This is a genomic window from Enterocloster lavalensis (assembly GCF_046603895.1).
GTDB lineage: Bacteria > Bacillota > Clostridia > Lachnospirales > Lachnospiraceae > Enterocloster > Enterocloster lavalensis.
Genome location: NZ_CP176637.1, coordinates 232,194 through 248,398, shown reverse-complemented (window position 1 = coordinate 248,398; position 16,205 = coordinate 232,194). Strand labels below are relative to the sequence as shown.

General features: G+C 55.9%; 14 protein-coding genes. 10 read left to right on the top strand and 4 right to left on the bottom strand.

The genetic code is table 11. The features are described from left to right. Positions 1 to 170 precede the first annotated feature (170 nt). On the top strand, positions 171 to 770 hold the full coding sequence (locus ACK2JC_RS01130; protein ID WP_092360381.1) for a chromate transporter: 600 nt from the start codon (positions 171 to 173) through the stop codon (positions 768 to 770). Beyond that, complete coding sequence (locus tag ACK2JC_RS01125; RefSeq protein WP_092360382.1) at positions 767 to 1,294, top strand: chromate transporter; 528 nt, start codon at positions 767 to 769, stop codon at positions 1,292 to 1,294. Before ACK2JC_RS01130 ends, ACK2JC_RS01125 begins: the two co-directional genes overlap by 4 nt. Here the strand turns inward: ACK2JC_RS01125 and ACK2JC_RS01120 are convergent. After that, positions 1,259 to 2,212, bottom strand: a complete 954-nt coding sequence (locus ACK2JC_RS01120) for a LysR family transcriptional regulator (RefSeq protein WP_092360383.1) — start codon at positions 2,210 to 2,212, stop codon at positions 1,259 to 1,261. The two genes, ACK2JC_RS01125 and ACK2JC_RS01120, sit on opposite strands and share 36 nt — an antisense overlap. A 212-nt stretch (positions 2,213 to 2,424) precedes the next feature. On the opposite strand from ACK2JC_RS01120, the gene ACK2JC_RS01115 reads away from it, so the two are divergent. Next, the gene (locus ACK2JC_RS01115) at positions 2,425 to 3,696 is read left to right on the top strand and encodes an IS701 family transposase (RefSeq protein WP_368275013.1); all 1,272 of its coding nucleotides are present in this window, start codon (positions 2,425 to 2,427) and stop codon (positions 3,694 to 3,696) included. Positions 3,697 to 3,868: 172 nt separating this feature from the next. On the opposite strand, the gene ACK2JC_RS01110 is transcribed toward ACK2JC_RS01115, so the two are convergent. Further along, positions 3,869 to 4,819 (bottom strand): LysR family transcriptional regulator, encoded by a 951-nt coding sequence (locus ACK2JC_RS01110; RefSeq protein WP_118755432.1) that lies wholly within the window; start codon positions 4,817 to 4,819, stop codon positions 3,869 to 3,871. A 177-nt stretch (positions 4,820 to 4,996) separates the two neighbouring features. On the opposite strand from ACK2JC_RS01110, the gene ACK2JC_RS01105 reads away from it, so the two are divergent. Next, positions 4,997 to 7,291: a hydratase gene (locus ACK2JC_RS01105; protein WP_320936494.1), complete on the top strand. Its 2,295-nt coding sequence runs from the start codon at positions 4,997 to 4,999 to the stop codon at positions 7,289 to 7,291. Positions 7,292 to 7,597: 306 nt separating this feature from the next. Beyond that, positions 7,598 to 8,596 (top strand): isocitrate/isopropylmalate dehydrogenase family protein, encoded by a 999-nt coding sequence (locus ACK2JC_RS01100; RefSeq protein WP_320936493.1) that lies wholly within the window; start codon positions 7,598 to 7,600, stop codon positions 8,594 to 8,596. A 129-nt stretch (positions 8,597 to 8,725) separates the two neighbouring features. On the opposite strand, the gene ACK2JC_RS01095 is transcribed toward ACK2JC_RS01100, so the two are convergent. Both ACK2JC_RS01095 and ACK2JC_RS01090 read right to left on the bottom strand, forming a co-directional pair. Beyond that, on the bottom strand, positions 8,726 to 9,439 hold the full coding sequence (locus ACK2JC_RS01095; RefSeq protein ID WP_320936492.1) for a P-II family nitrogen regulator: 714 nt from the start codon (positions 9,437 to 9,439) through the stop codon (positions 8,726 to 8,728). After that, the gene (locus ACK2JC_RS01090) at positions 9,436 to 10,965 is read right to left on the bottom strand and encodes a DUF1538 domain-containing protein (protein ID WP_320936491.1); all 1,530 of its coding nucleotides are present in this window, start codon (positions 10,963 to 10,965) and stop codon (positions 9,436 to 9,438) included. Before ACK2JC_RS01090 ends, ACK2JC_RS01095 begins: the two co-directional genes overlap by 4 nt. 403 nt (positions 10,966 to 11,368) lie before the next feature. On the opposite strand from ACK2JC_RS01090, the gene ACK2JC_RS01085 reads away from it, so the two are divergent. From ACK2JC_RS01085 to ACK2JC_RS01065, 5 genes are all read left to right on the top strand, one after another. Further along, positions 11,369 to 12,472, top strand: coding sequence for a DUF362 domain-containing protein (locus ACK2JC_RS01085; RefSeq protein WP_092360388.1), 1,104 nt, complete (start codon positions 11,369 to 11,371; stop codon positions 12,470 to 12,472). A gap of 50 nt (positions 12,473 to 12,522) precedes the next feature. After that, complete coding sequence (locus tag ACK2JC_RS01080; RefSeq protein ID WP_092360389.1) at positions 12,523 to 13,803, top strand: O-acetylhomoserine aminocarboxypropyltransferase/cysteine synthase family protein; 1,281 nt, start codon at positions 12,523 to 12,525, stop codon at positions 13,801 to 13,803. A gap of 49 nt (positions 13,804 to 13,852) precedes the next feature. Next, positions 13,853 to 15,391: a cardiolipin synthase gene (cls, locus tag ACK2JC_RS01075; protein ID WP_368271805.1), complete on the top strand. Its 1,539-nt coding sequence runs from the start codon at positions 13,853 to 13,855 to the stop codon at positions 15,389 to 15,391. A 165-nt stretch (positions 15,392 to 15,556) separates the two neighbouring features. Next, positions 15,557 to 15,808: a type II toxin-antitoxin system HicA family toxin gene (locus ACK2JC_RS01070; protein WP_092360391.1), complete on the top strand. Its 252-nt coding sequence runs from the start codon at positions 15,557 to 15,559 to the stop codon at positions 15,806 to 15,808. Beyond that, entirely contained in the window at positions 15,805 to 16,137 is a 333-nt protein-coding gene (locus ACK2JC_RS01065; RefSeq protein WP_092360392.1) for a type II toxin-antitoxin system HicB family antitoxin, read from the top strand. Before ACK2JC_RS01070 ends, ACK2JC_RS01065 begins: the two co-directional genes overlap by 4 nt. The last annotated feature ends 68 nt before the right edge of the window (positions 16,138 to 16,205 follow it).

The following is a 16,205-nucleotide window of genomic DNA, read 5'->3' as shown; positions in this document are numbered from 1 at the left end:
TGGGCCGCCCGCCGGCCAATATAGCATTTTTCAATACGGGATATAAGGAAAAAGATATGTCCCCCTTGCCAAAAAACGGGTGAAAAAGAGCATGTTTGGCGGTATAATGGATAAAACGGCGGCCTTGGGGCCGGTAATGGAAAAATACGGATGGAAAGAGGGGTCGCGGATTGGAGACCACACAGGAAGCAAAGGCGGCGTGCGCGCCGGAAAGAAAAAAAGAGAACCGTCTTCTGACGATTTTTATAGTGATGTTCAAGATGGGCTGCGTCACTTTCGGCGGAGGATGGGGGATTATAGCCCAGATGCAGGAGGAGTTCGTGGACCGGAGGGGATGGATCGAGGAGGAGGACCTGATCGATTTCCTCTCTCTGGGAAGGTCCTTCCCGGGCATTATGATCATCAATACCTCCGTCATTTTCGGCTATACGGTGGCGGGCTTCTGGGGTGCGGTGCTGGCCGCCTTCGGGCTGTCGCTGCCGGCCCTGATCAGCATCGCGGTGGTTACATATTTCTATTCGGCGATTAAGAGCAACGTGATCGTGGCCCGCGCCCTGGGCGGCGTGCGCTGCGCGGTGATCCCCATTATCCTGGGGGCGGCCCTGCGGCTGCGGGAGAAATCCCTGACCGATAAATCCAGCTATGTGCTGGCGGCGATCGCGCTGTTTGTCTGTACCTTCACCAAGGTGAACAAAATTCTCGTGGTGCTTGGCGGGGCGGTCTTCGGGCTTTTAGCCCTGGCCGTGAAGAGAGGAGGGCGGCACAGATGATCTATCTGCAGCTTTTTTGGTCCTTCCTCAAAATCGGCTTTTTCAGCTTCGGCGGCACCACCATGGTTCCGGTGATCAACGACGAGGTGCTGCGCTTCGGCTGGATGACCTCGGGGGAGGTGATGGACATTGTGGCCATCGCGGAGATGACGCCCGGGTCCCTGGGGATCAACTGCGCCACCTTCGTGGGCCTGCGCACCGCGGGCCTGGCCGGTTCTCTGGCCGCCAGCCTGGGGGTGATGGTTCCCTCCCTCACGCTGTGTATGTTGGCGGCCAGGTTCATTATCAAGCTGAAGGACAATCCGGCGCTGGAGTCCGCCATGAGCGGAGTGCGGCCCGTGTGCCTGGGTATGGTGTTCTCCGTGGGGCTGACCATGGGCCACTCCATCCTGCTGGCCAACAACCTGGTCCAGTGGAACATGGTGTTCATCGCCGTGATCACCGCGGTGGTCATGATCCGTTTTCACTTAAGCGTGCCCAAGACCATTCTACTGGCAGCCGTCCTGGGCCTGATTTTTGGGTAGCGGACTGTCCTTCAGGAAGGGGTTCTCCACCTCCAGCAGGATGTCGATGAAATCCTTCATATACCGGGTGAGATAGAGCTCCTTGCGGTGGCAGATGTAGCAGTGGCGCAGGCTCTCCGTGTTTTTCAGCGGGTAGAGGGCCGCGCGGGCGCGCATTTCCTCCGTGTTCTCAATGTAGTTTAAGGGGCAGATGGTCACCGCGTCGCAGGCCAGGGCCACCTTTTTTTCGATCTCGATGCTCATGGTCTCCAGAATGATTTTGGGCTGGATGTTGTTGGTGATGAATAAACTGTCCTGGAGCGCCCGGACGCTGTGTCCGTGCTTGTTGGAGACGAATTTCTCATTGCGGGCCTCCAGAATGGAGATGGGGGTGCCGCTGGGGATCCGCCGGGCCAGCTCCGTGTTCCGGCTTGCCAACAGCACCAGCTCTTCCCGTTCCACGATGATGTAGTTCAGTTCGTCGTGCTTGGGCACCGTGGTCATGCAGGCCAGGTCCACCGAACCGTCTAACACCAGCTTGTCGATGGCTGCGGAACCGTGCTCGGAGATCACGATGTCCACATGGGGATATTTCTGGAAAAATTTGGGAAGCACGTAGGGGAGAACCTGCATTCCGCGCTGTACGGGGATGCCCAGGCGGATTTTGCCGTGCTCCTCGTCGTTGATCTCCTCGATCTCCCGGGCTAAGTTGGCGTTGATGGTGAGAATCTTCTGGGCGGCTTCTATGTATTTTTCCCCGGCGTAGGTCAGGGTCAGGGGATCGGTGGAGCGGTTGAAGATGGGAGCGCCTAAATTGGACTCCACCAGCTTGATCATCTGGCTCAAAGAGGGCTGGGAGACGTAAAGCTTTTTGGCGGCGTTGGTGATGCTGCCCTCCTGATATACCGTGAGCATGTACTGCGCATGTTTCGGATTCATATAATACCTTCTTTCGTCTGGCCGGTTTTTCCGCTGCGCGGAAACCGTGATCACTTGTTTTCTGATCAAATCATAGCATGATCCATTTTAAAATTCAATTATGCGGACAGTGGTTTCCGGACGCCGGGCGCCGCCGCTAGTACTACAGCGAACTTTGATTACTTTATTTAAATATCCCCCTGTTTTTGATATAATAAAAGGGGGTGGATACTATGATGATAAATACAGCATACGACCCACGGCTATTAGAACAGTGGGCAGTTGATCTAAACAGTACCCAGGAAATTGAACAATGCTTAGAGCCATACCTGCATCAATACGATTGCGCCTTTACCTCTCAAAAACAGTCTAAACATTTTGCAAACTTTGTCAGGGGGCTGCTTAGTCCATTGGACCGTAAATCCATTGAACCGATTGCTTTACATCTAGCTGGTGAAAAGTCGGTCCGTCCCATGCAGCAGTTTTTTACACGTGCACCACTCAAGGAAGATGATATTCTTGATACCTACCAGCAGCTTCTGGCAGCCCAGCTAAACCACACTGGTTCAATGCTTTCTGTTGATGATACCAGCTTTGTAAAGAAAGGGACTCATTCCATTGGGGTAAAGCGGCAATACTGTGGCAGACTGGGTAAACGGGAAAACTGTCAGGTTGGAGTATTCCTTTCCTATGCCGGGGACTCTGGATACGGTTTGGTGGATTATGAGCTTTATATCCCCCAGGAATGGTTCCAGGACTCCCATCAGGACCTGCGTACTAGATGCCGGCTCCCAGAACAGCGGCGCTTCCTTACAAAAAACCAGATTGCCCAGAACCTTCTCAACCATGCCTTCGAAACCGGACGGTTTCAGGCACAATGGATCGGATGTGACGCTGCATATGGATGTGACCATGCCTTTTTGGATGGCCTGAAGCTGCCCGGAGAAGTATGGTATTTTGCGGCTACAAACGCAAAGGAACAGGTATTCCTGGAACAGCCCCAGATATGTAACCCAGAACCAGGCAAGAACCGCGGCCGCCCAAAGAAACATCCGATATGGACGATACAGCCAGTCAGTGTCAAAAGCATAGCGGAAGATCCTGCTGCTCCATGGGAGCAGGTAACACTGGCTGAAGGTTCTAAGGGGCCCATCCTGGCACAGAGATTCATGCTGCGCGTTGTCGCTTGCCGTAAGGATGGAAACCGTAATTATTTAAAACCGGGGAAAGAAGTCTGGCTGTATATCCGTAAATACGAGGATGGGACCATCAAATATTTTGTGTCGAATGCTCCGCAAGACATCCCCTGTGCAGAGCTGGACCGTGCAGCAACCCTAAGATGGCCAATCGAACAATGCTTTGAGGAGTGCAAAAGCTATCTTGGAATGACCCACTATGAGGGTTGCAGCTATCCGGGCTGGAAACGTCACATACTATTTGTAATGATCGCACATCTGTTTACAACCCAAATACGAGAGAACGTTAAAAAAAGGGGGTCCCTTTAACAATGCCTATGGTCGTCAGGTTGTTCTATAGCATGATGGAGTACACGTCTTCCTGTATGCAAAAAATTGTATATTATCACATAAAAAGGAATCATTGTGCCTACCTGTCACACCGTAAAAAGAAATTATCTTGTTCGCTGTAGTACTAGGGTGTGTTTGAAAATTGCTTTCCCTAGGGCTGCGACTCGGGCTCTTTGTCCCCGAACTGCTCCCGTACCAGGGAGATGAACATCTGGTCCGCCCGGGAGAGAAATCCGCTCTTTAAGGTGGAGATGCACATGCTCCAGCCCGCCTCGTACTTGGCGGGAATGGAGAGAAAGGCCGGATTGAAGCTTGTCTGGCTGAAGTTGGCGTACTCCGTGGGCACCAGGGTGACGCCAAGGCCCTGGGCGGCCAAAAGCTGGGCCGTCTGGTAGCTGCGCAGGGTCAGGATGATGCGGGGCTGCTGGATGCGGGCCTTTTTCAACACGTAGTCCACCACCTGGCGGATGCGCTGCTGCTTGTGGAGCATGATGAAGGGCTCGTCCTTTAAGCGGCGGGGGTCCAGCACCGGGTAGGGAGCGTCCGGGTCGGCCTTTCCCTGGGAGGCCAGGGGATGGTCCTTTGACAATACGATGAGAAAGGGATCGTCCTTCAGGCGTTCATAATTGATCAGGGGCTGCAAATCCTCCCGGCCGGGGGCGTGCATCACCGCGAAATCCAGCTCCCCGCTGAGGATTTTCTGGTCCAGAACGCAGGAATTTTCCTCGGACACGTATACCTCCACATTGGGACAGAGGGTGTGGAAGAGGGGCAGAACTCTGGAGAGCACGATGGTGCCCAGATGGTTGGTGATGCCCACGTGGATGCGCCCGGTTTTCAGGTTGTTGATGTCGCTGACCTCGGTCTCGAAGTCCTGGTACATTTTCAGAATCTGAGTGGCCATGTGGTAGTAGCGCTCCCCGGCGTAGGTCAGGGTCAGGCCGCCCGCCGTGCGGTTGAACAGGCGTGCGCCCAGGGCCTCCTCGATGCGCTGTAAGGACTGGCTCAGCGAGGGCTGGGCCACGAACAATTTCTGGGCTGCTTTGGAGATGGTTTTCTCCTCCGCAATGGTTTTTACATACATCAGTTCCTTGCTGGTCATGGTGTGATTCCTCCTCCGTAACCGGCGCTGTGGACAGGCCGGAAAAAGTATAGGAAAACTCTATAGAGGCTATAAGATATATAGTATTTGCCTATAAACTATTTATAGTATATATTAGAATCATCAGAAAGAAAAGTACCGAATTGAAAAAGGGCAAAAATAAGGAGGTAAATTTTTATGGTATCACTGTATGACGGGGGCGTCTACCTGGTTAACGGTAAAGAGATCGTTCCGGAAGCGGAAGCGGCGAAAGTAAAGGCTCTGACCGGACGGGAAGCTGACCGCGAGAGCGACAGAAAGGGCACGATGGCTTACTCCATTATGGAGCAGCACAACACATCCGGCAACATGGAGAATCTGAAGATCAAATTCGACTCCATGACCAGCCACGACATCACCTTTGTTGGCATCGTGCAGACCGCCAAGGCGTCCGGTATGGAGAAGTTCCCGCTCCCCTACGTTCTGACCAACTGCCACAACTCCCTGTGCGCGGTGGGCGGCACCATCAATGAGGACGACCACATGTTCGGTCTCTCCGCTGCCAAGAAGTACGGCGGAATCTACGTTCCCCCCCACATCGCCGTGATTCATCAGTATATGCGCGAGATGATGGCCGGCTGCGGCAGAATGATCCTTGGCTCCGACAGCCACACCCGTTACGGCGCGCTGGGCACCATGGCCATCGGCGAGGGCGGCGGCGAGCTGGTGAAGCAGCTTCTGTGCGATACATACGACGTAGCCCGTCCCGGCGTGGTCGCCATCTATCTGGACGGCAAGCCCGCTCCCTACGTGGGACCCCAGGACATCGCCCTGGCTATCATCGGTGCGGTGTTCAAGAACGGCTATGTGAAGAATAAAGTGATGGAGTTTGTGGGCCCCGGCATCTCCCATATGACCACGGATTACCGCAACGGCGTGGACGTGATGACCACCGAGACCACCTGCCTGTCCTCCATCTGGAGAACTGACGAGGACACCAGAAGCTACCTGGCGGCCCACGGCAGAGAGGACGCCTACAAGGAGCTGAACCCGGCGGATGTTGCCTACTACGACGGCTGCGTTTACGTGGATTTGAGCACCGTGAAGCCCATGATCGCGCTGCCCTTCCATCCCAGCAACGCCTACGAGATCGACGAGCTGAACGCCAACTTAAAGGACATTCTCCACGGCGTGGAGGAGGAAGCCAAGAAGATCGCAGGCGGCAGATCCACCTTCACCCTGATGGATAAGATCACGGAGGACGGAAAGCTCATGGTGCAGCAGGGAATCATCGCAGGCTGCGCGGGCGGCAACTACACCAACGTGATCGAGGCGGCAAACGCCTTAAGAGGACAGGACTGCGGCTGCGACCAGTTCTCCCTGGCCGTGTACCCCTCCTCCCAGCCGGTGTTCGCCGACCTGGTGAAGAAGGGAGCCATCTCCGACCTGATGGCGGCGGGAGCCATCATCCGCACCGCGTTCTGTGGCCCCTGCTTCGGCGCCGGAGACACGCCCTGCCACAACGGACTTTCCATCCGCCACACCACCCGCAACTTCCCCAACCGCGAAGGCTCCAAGCCGGGTAACGGACAGATGTCCGCAGTGGCCCTCATGGACGCCCGTTCCATCGCGGCTACCGCTGCCAAGGGCGGCGTGCTCACCTCCGCGGCTGAACTTGACTGCTGGGGGAATATTCCGGAGTATGAGTTCGACGATAGCTCCTACAAGAACCGCGTATACTTCGGTTACGAGAAGGCGGAGACGGAGAAAGAGCTGATTTACGGCCCCAACATCAAGGATTGGCCGGAAATGAGCCCGCTGACCGACAACATCCTGTTGAAGGTCTGCTCCAAGATCATGGATCCCGTCACCACCACCGACGAGCTGATCCCCTCCGGCGAGACCTCCTCCTTCCGCTCCAATCCCCTGGGACTGGCAGAATTCACCCTGTCCAGACGTGATCCCGAGTACGTGGGCAGAACCAAGGTTGTGGACCAGCTGGAGAAGGCCAGAGTGAACGAGGGAGAGGAGGCTGAGACCGGCCTGGCTCCCGAGTTAAAGGGCGTATTTGAGACCATCCGCACCATCCCCGGAAGCGAGAACGTGAAGGCAGGAGAGACGGAGATCGGAAGCATGGTTTACGCTGTGAAACCCGGCGACGGCTCCGCCCGCGAGCAGGCTGCCAGCTGCCAGCGTGTGATCGGCGGCCTGGCGAATATCTGTAAGGAATACGCTACTAAGCGCTACCGCTCCAACGTGATGAACTGGGGTATGATCCCCTTCCAGATGGAAGCCGATCCCGAGTTCGAGGTGGGCGACTACATTTACGTTCCGGGAATCCGCAAGGCCCTGGAAGGCGATATGAAACACATCAAGGCATATGTGATCGGCGATACCGTGAAGGAGTTAGACCTCTACGTTGCCGACATGACGGCCGAAGAGCGGGAGATTGTGAAGGCGGGCTGCCTGATCAACTACAACCGCAACCGTTAATTTGTTATCTTCTCATTTTCGTTAGATGCGAAAGGAACTCTGCCGGACCCGTTGGCGTACGGCAGAGTTCTTTACACCAATTAATACAGTTAAAAAGTTGTGAAAACAACAATGAAAAAACTGGACAAATAGAAAAAATTATTATATAGTGTTAAACAGCGGTTTGCAATGGGGCATGGCTGAGGATTCGGTCTGCCCATTTTTAGTTGGATGCGATGGGCCGCCAGCGCGGCCTGCAGGCGATCGCCATCCGGCAAAAGGCCGGGGGGATTAAAACAGATGAAGGACAGTAGGAGGAAAACAGCGATGAGACAGACAATTACGGTATTTAAAGGGGATGGAATCGGGCCGGAGATCACGGATGCGGTGATCCGCGTTATGGACGCGGCCGGCGCGGAACTGGACTATGAGATTTACAATGTTGGGGAGGCGGAGTACGAGGCCCACGGGGAGCTGATTCCCAATGCTGCGTTTGAATCCATGGAGCGCAACAAGGTGCTTTTAAAGTCCCCGATCACCACGCCCGTGGGTAAGGGCTTCCGGTCCCTCAATGTGTTCCTGCGCAAGAAATACGACCTTTACGCCAATATCCGCCCGGCGAGGAGCAACCATGCGGTGAAAACGCCCTTTCAGGATGTGGACATTGTAATTTTCCGGGAGAACACCGAGGATCTGTACGTGGGAGTGGAGGAGAAGATAGACGAGAACACCGTGCACGCCACCAAGCTCATCACCAGAAGGGCCAGCGAGCGCATCATCCGGGACGCCTTCGAGTACGCCAGGGCCCACGGCCGGAAGAAGGTGACCTGCGTGCACAAGGCCAATATCTTAAAGATCTCCGACGGCCTGTTCCGGGATATTTTCTACGAGATCCGCGAGGCCTACCCGGAGATTGCGGCGGACGACAAGATCGTGGACAACGTGTGCATGCAGATGGTCATGAATCCCCAGCAGTTCGACGTGATGGTGATGCCCAATCTCTACGGGGACATGCTCTCCGACCTGGCCAGCGGCCTGATCGGCGGTCTGGGGCTTCTGCCCTCCAGCAATCTGGGCGAGGAATTCGCCATGTTCGAGGCCGTACACGGCAGCGCCCCGGACATCGCAGGCAAAGGGATCGCCAACCCCACGGCCCTGCTCTGGTCCGCCTGCATGATGCTGGAGCACCTTGGCCAGATGGAGTGCGCGGCGAAGATCCGAAGGAGCGTGGATACCGTGCTGGAGGAAGGGGCGTTTAATACGCCGGATATCGGGGGGAACGCGACGACGGCGGAGTATGTGGAGGAGATTATAAAGAGGCTGTGAGAGAAAGTATGATGTGCTCATAGTGCAGATTACGACTGAATAATGAAATTTGTATATCGCCGCCCGGAAATCCTGCAATATGGATTTCCAGGCGGCGATTTTGTGCGTGGAACAGTGGATTGCGCAGGTTTACTGCGCTGCCTCTTCCGGTACCAGCCCGGCCACAGCGTCCACGGGCATGGAAAACACGGTGCCGTGGTCTCCGGTTTCGCGCAGAATGGTCTGGCTGATGGCATTCATCACGGTTTTTTTGTCCGTGGAGGGGACCAGGATGAAGAGGATTTCGCGCTCCTCGGCCATGGTCAGGCCGAACAGGGTCCGGGAGGCGGCTCCGCCGGTTTCACGGGCCTTGACCAGGGTGCCGCCGCGGCAGCCGGCCAGGCGGGCGGCGTCCATCACGGTGTTGGACAGGCCGTCGTCGATGACGGCGGCGATCAGTTCATAGGCGGTTGGGTTTGACATGGCGTGGTCCTCCTTTGGATGGTTTGGTGCTGTATTCGACTTTGGGGCCGGGGCCTGGAGGTCCAGGCGGCCGGAGATGGCGGCGCTGACGCCGGATAAGGGAACCGCGAAGGCGATGCCCTTTCCGGGGCGGGAAAAATTCAGCCGGGATTTTAAGGCGTTAAACAGGCCTGGTGCAGCTCCCGGCCCGGCGATGCCGGTGACGATCTCTTTTTCCGGCTCGTCAAGGCCCAGACAGTCCATGATCCGGGAGCTGGCGGTGCCGTGGCCGCGGATTACGGTCAGGACCTCAGCGCCCATTTCGCGGAATATTTCTGCGGCTGCCGTTCCCTTTTTTCGGTCTACAATGGCTGCGATCCATTGGATTCGGTTTTGGCTCATGCTGGCTCCTCCTCGTTTAGGTCGATGATTTCCCCGGCGGCAGAGGGCGCGGGGGATGTATGGCTGGGTTTCGGCTTGCCTGCGTTTACCTTGTACAGCAGGCCGATCAGCTGAATGATGATCAGGGGCGTCATGGCGACCATGGCCACGATTCCGAAGGCGTCCGTCAGGATGTTGCCGCCCACGGCTTCACAGGCGCCCATGGCAAAGGGCAGAAGGAAGGTGGCGGTCATGGGGCCGGAGGCCACGCCGCCGGAGTCGAAGGCGATGGAGGTGAAAATGGGCGGCACCACGAAGGAGAGCCCCAGGGCCAGGGCGTAACCCGGCGCCAGCAGGTACAAGAGGGGCAGACCGGTGAGCACCCGGAAGATGGACAGGCCCAGGGAGATGGCCATTCCAACGGAGAGCCCCAGCATCATGGTTTTGGCGGGAATCGTGCCGCCGGTGATCTCCTCCACCTGTTTGTTGAGCACCTGCACTGCAGGCTCGGCCTTGACGATGTAGTAGCCGATCACCATACCCACCGGGACCATGATCCAGCGGTAGGGCAGGGAAGCCAGCTGCATTCCAAGGTAATTCCCCGCGGGCATGAAGCCCACGTTGACGCCGGTGAGAAACAGGGTCAGGCCGATGTAGGAGTAGAGCATGCCCACCAGGATCTTTACCACCTGCCGCCTGCGCAGCCGCAGAAAAAAGACCTGGAAGATCAGAAAGAACAGCAGGATGGGGAAGAGCGCGGAAAATACTTCCAGAGCGTACTCGGGAAACTGGCGCTGGAAGGCCAGCCACAGGTCCTGGGAGTTGGCGATCTCCGGGATGGTAAAGGGCGTATAGCTGCCGGAGGAGGAGCTGTAGGCCATACCCAGCAGCATGACCGAGAGGATGGGACCGACGGAACAGAGGGCCACCAGGCCGAAACTGCTGCTCCCGCCCTCCCGGGTGCGCCCCACGGAGGTCAGGCCCACGCCCAGGGCCATGATAAAGGGAACCGTGATGGGTCCTGTGGTCACGCCGCCGGAGTCAAAAGCCACGGCCAGAAAATCGCCGGGCACGAAGGCGGTCAGAAGAAACAGCACGCCGTAGCAGACCAGCAGTATCCGGGACAGGCTCCAGCCGAACAGGCTGCGCAGGAAGGCGAGGGCCAGAAAAATGCCAACGCCCACCGCAACCGAGACCATCAGCACAGCGTCCGGCACGGCAGGGGTCTGGTTGGCCAGCACTTTCAGGTCCGGTTCCGCCATGGTGATCACCGCACCGATGATAAAGCAGGCCAACGCGATCAGGGACAGGCGCCCCGATGAGGTGAGTTTGGCGCCCACCCGTTCGCCGATGGGCATCATGGCCATGTCCGCGCCCAGGGTGAAAAAGCCCATACCCACGATCAGAAAGGCGGCCCCGGCCAGAAACAGCATAAGGGGGTCCAGCGGCATGGGGGTGATCGTGATACAAAGAAGCAGCACGATGCAGGTCACCGGCAGGACACAGGAGAGAGATTCGGAAATTTTTTCATTTAATTTTTTATTCAAACAGATTCCTCCTATTAACTGGATTTTGCCTGTTCCCAGAGCGCGGACCGGGAGTCCGGCATTCCCGGTTTTGGCGCAGGCAGGCGGTCCGCTGTGGGCGGACATTGGGTTGCATTTGCACGCATACCCGAAGCAAATCATGAAAACGGAAAAATGGACGATTGATCGAAGGTCAGTCCGTCGCCAATACAGTTGGTGCGTCTATGAGAATGTTGGAGCCGGGACCCGGCTCCGGTTAGCTCTGTATAACGATAATAGCTTAACACAGGGACGAAGCTTTTTGCAAGAACCAGGGGCGTTAGAAAAATGTTAAAAGTCGCGGAAGGCTTTTCCAAATGTAGATTGAATATCCGCTCCGGATGAAGTATAATAATGGATTATAACGATTCCAAAGGAGGATATCATGGCAGTATCGAACGTATATTACACCAACATGCGCACCACATTACAGGAAAATCTCCTGCAGAAGCTGGAGAGGCTGGTCAGAAAGGCCGGCATGATGGACATGGACTTTGAAAATAAATTTACCGCGATCAAGATACATTTCGGCGAGCCCGGGAATCTGGCTTACCTGCGGCCCAATTATTCCAAGGTGCTGGTGGACCTGATCCGTTCCAAGGGCGGCCGTCCCTTCCTCACCGACTGCAACACCCTCTATGTGGGCCGGCGCAAGAACGCCCTGGATCACCTGGATGCAGCCTATGAGAACGGCTACAATCCCTTCTGCACCGGCTGCCATATGATCATCGCCGACGGCCTTAAGGGCACGGACGAGGTGCTGGTTCCCATCGACGGGGAATATGTGAAGGAGGCCAAGATCGGCCGGGCGCTGATGGATGCGGACATCGTCATTTCCCTGACCCATTTCAAGGGACACGAGTCCACCGGCTTCGGCGGGGCTTTGAAGAACCTGGGCATGGGCGGCGGCTCCAGAGCCGGAAAGATGGAGATGCACAATGCCGGCAAGCCCTTTGTGAACCAGGAGCTCTGCGTGGGCTGCGGTTCCTGCAAAAAGAACTGCGCTCACGGGGCGATCACCATTGAGGACCGCAAGGCTTCCATCGACGTGAACAAGTGCGTGGGCTGCGGCCGCTGCATCGGCGCATGTCCCGTGGACGCGGTGGACAGCATGTGCGACGAGGCCAACGACATTTTAAATAAGAAGATTGCCGAATATACCTGGGCTGTTTTAAAGGACCGCCCGCATTTCCATGTGAGCCTGGTGGTGGATGTTTCCCCCAACTGCGACTGCCATTCCGAGAACGACGCGGCCATTGTGCCAAACGTGGGTATATTCGCCTCCTTTGATCCGGTGGCCCTGGATATGGCCTGCGTGGACGCGGTCAACCGCCAGCCCGTGATCAACGGCAGCTATCTGGCGGAGCAGGAGCACTGCCACCACGACCATTTTAAGGACACCCACCCGGATACCAACTGGGAGACCTGCATCGACCACGGCGTGAAGCTTGGGCTGGGAAACCGGGAGTACAATCTGATCACCATCTGAGGAATTTGTTAAAATAAACATATAAAAAGCGACCAACAGGAGGATTTGGCATGAGTACGAAACGTTCACTGGACACGATCTGCATACAGGGAGGATGGGAGCCGAAAAACGGGGAACCCCGTCAGCTTCCCATCTACCAGAGCACCACATTTAAATACACCACCAGCGAGCAGATGGGACGTCTGTTCGATCTGGAGGAGAACGGATATTTCTACACCCGTCTGGCGAACCCCACCAGCGATGCGGTGGCGGCGAAGATCTGTGAGCTGGAGGGCGGTGTGGGAGCCATGCTGACGTCCTCCGGCCAGGCGGCCAACTTTTACGCGGTGCTCAACATCTGCCAGGCGGGAGATCACATCGTGGCTTCCTCCGCGATCTACGGCGGTTCCACCAATCTGTTCACCGTCACCTTCCCCAAGATGGGCGTGGAGTGCACGCTGGTCAGCCCGGATTCCACCGAGGAGGAGCTGAACGCGGCGTTCAAATCCAACACCAAGGTGCTGTTTGCCGAGAGCATCGCCAATCCTGCGCTGACCGTGCTGGATTTTGAAAAATTTGCCAAGGTGGCCCATGAGCACGGCGTGCCGCTGATCGTGGACAACACCTTCGCCACCCCCATCAACTGCCGTCCCTTTGAGTGGGGAGCGGATATTGTGACCCACAGTACCACCAAGTACATGGACGGCCACGCCTCCTGTGTGGGAGGCTGCATCGTGGACAGTGGAAACTTCGACTGGGAGGCCCACCACGACCGTTTCACCGGTCTCACCGAGCCGGACGAGTCCTACCACGGCATCGTGTACACGGAGCGGTTCGGAAAGATGGCTTATATTATGAAGGCCACCGCCCAGCTCATGCGCGATCTGGGGTCCATTCCGTCCCCTCAGAACTCCTTCCTGTTAAATCTTGGCCTGGAGACCCTTCACCTGCGCATGCCGCGGCACTGCGAGAGCGCGCTTAAGATCGCGGCCTATCTGCAGTCCCGGGAGGACGTGGAATGGGTGCGTTATCCCGGACTGCCCGGCGACAAGTATTACCAGGTGGCGCAGAAGTATATGCCAGGCGGAACCTGCGGCGTGATCTCCTTTGGACTGAAAGGGGGAAGGGAGGCCGCTGCGGAGTTTATGGATAAGTTGAAACTGTGCTCCATCGAGACCCATGTGGCGGACTCCAGAACGGCCGTGCTCCATCCGGCCAGCCATACCCACCGTCAGCTGACCAATGAGCAGCTGGTGGAAGCCGGTGTGGACCCGTCCATGATCCGGTTCAGCGTGGGGCTTGAGAGCGCGGACGATATTATCGAGGACATCCGCCAGGCTCTGGAGGACTGACCGTCCGGCTGACAAAGGAAAAACGGCGGCGAGGAAGGAGAAAACGTTTATGAAGAAATTGCGCGGATTGTTCCGCGTCGTGTTTGGGCGGACGGCCTTTGTGATTTTGTTCCTGCTGATTCAGGTTGGGATCCTGTTCGGAGTGATCCGCTGGTTGGGAGATTATCTGATTTACGCCTACGGACTTGCGCTGATCATCACTTCCTTCGCCGTGATCTATATTTTAAACGCCCGGGAGAACGCCAGCTTTAAGATGGCATGGATCATCCCGGTGCTGGTATTTCCGGTGTTCGGCGTGCTGTTTTTCCTGTTCATGCACGTGCAGCTGCGGACCAGGATTTTGAAGCTGCGCCTGAAAATGACCCGGAAAATGGCTGCGCCCTGCCTGACCCAGAACGCGGCTGTCACCGACCGGCTGGCCAAAGACGATCCGTCCCAGTTCCGGCTGGCCGGATACATGAACCGCTGGGCGGGTTTTCCGGTATATGAAAATACCTCGGTTTGCCATTTCCCCCTGGGGGAGGATAAGTTTGAGGCGCTGAAGCGGGAGCTGCGGGCTGCGAAGGAATTTATTTTCATGGAGTATTTTATCATCGAGCGCGGCACGATGTGGAACCAGATTCTGGGAATTCTGGAGCAGAAGGTGAAGGAGGGCGTGGAGGTCCGGGTGATGTACGACGGCATGTGCTCCCTGATCCTGCTCCCTTACGGTTACCCGAAGGAGCTGGAGAAAATGGGCATCCGCTGCAAGATGTTCTCACCCATAAAGCCCACCCTGTCCACCTACCAGAACAACCGGGATCACCGCAAGATCGTGGTGATCGACGGGCGCACCGCGTTTACGGGCGGCGTGAATCTGGCGGACGAGTACATCAACGCCAAGGTGCGCTTCGGGCACTGGAAGGACACGGCGGTGATGATCAAGGGCGACGCGGTGACCAGCTTTACCATGATGTTTTTGCAGATGTGGAATGTGACCGAGAAGGAACAGGACGACTACCGGGCGTTTCTGCGGGAGCCGCTGCCCGTGGAGGGCGGGGAAGGTTATGTCCTCCCCTTCGGCGACAGCCCCATGGACAACGAGCAGGTGGGAGAGCAGCTCTATCTGGATATCCTGAATCAGGCCGAGGACTATGTGCACATTATGACGCCCTACCTGATTCTGGACGATGAGATGGAGAACGCGCTTTGTTTCGCAGCCAAGCGGGGCGTGGACGTGACCCTGATCATGCCCCACATTCCCGACAAGCTGTACGCGTACCTTCTGGCCAGGACCTATTACCCGGAGTTAATCGAGGCCGGCGTGAAGGTCTATGAGTACACGCCGGGATTTGTGCACGCAAAGGAATTTATCAGCGACGACAGCAAGGCGGTGGTGGGAACTATCAATCTGGACTTCCGCAGTCTGTACCTGCACTTTGAGTGCGCCGCGTATATTTACAAGAATCCCGTGGTCCTGGAGATCGAGCGGGACTTCCAGGCGACCATCACGAAATGTAAACCGGTCACGCTGGAGGAATGCCGGAGATATCCGTTCTTTAAGCGGGCGGCGGGCAGGGCGCTGCGGTTGTTTGCGCCGCTGATGTGAGGGGGAGATGGAGAAGGAGAGGGATTCCCGGGGTGGGAGTTGCCTCTCCTTTGTTCATACACGTTTTAAATTACAATAACGGGTGATCATATGGGCAAAATGCAACTAAAAATAGTTGCATAAATCGGATGAAAAGCGTATAGTATTGATAAAGGGGATGTCAGGATGAGCAAGAAGGAAAAATTAATCGACAGACTCATGAAGAAACCGAAGGATTTTACATTTGATGAAATGGTATTATTATTGTCATACTTTGGATATGAGTTAAAACAAGGCGGAACCGGTTCAGGAGTGAAGTTCATCAAAGAAGGGAGCAACGAGGTAATTAATTTTCATAAGCCGCATCCCAATGGTGTATTGAAAAAATATGTATTAGATCAGGTAACCGAGAAATTGAGAAAGGATGGCCAACTATGAGCAGCCTATTATCCTATAAGAATTATAACGGAACAGTGGAATATTCAAAAGCCGATAATTGTTTGTACGGAAAGGTAATTGGTGTAAAGTCCTTGCTTTCCTATGAGGGCGACTCGGTACGCGAGTTGGAAGCGGACTTTCGTAGTGTAATTGATGAATATTTGAAAGATTGTGAAGAGCGCGGTGTACAGCCGGAATTGCCATACAAGGGAACATTTAATGTGAGAATCAGCCCGGATTTACACAGAACGATTGCCACCTATGCAATCGAACATGGAAAAAGTTTAAATGCTGCCGTGGAAGAGGCGATTGAGCATATGGTTGGATAAAAAATAATTTTTGGATGTGGGATTAAAAGGCAGGGAGGCGATCCATTTTTCGGACCGCCTCCCTGCTT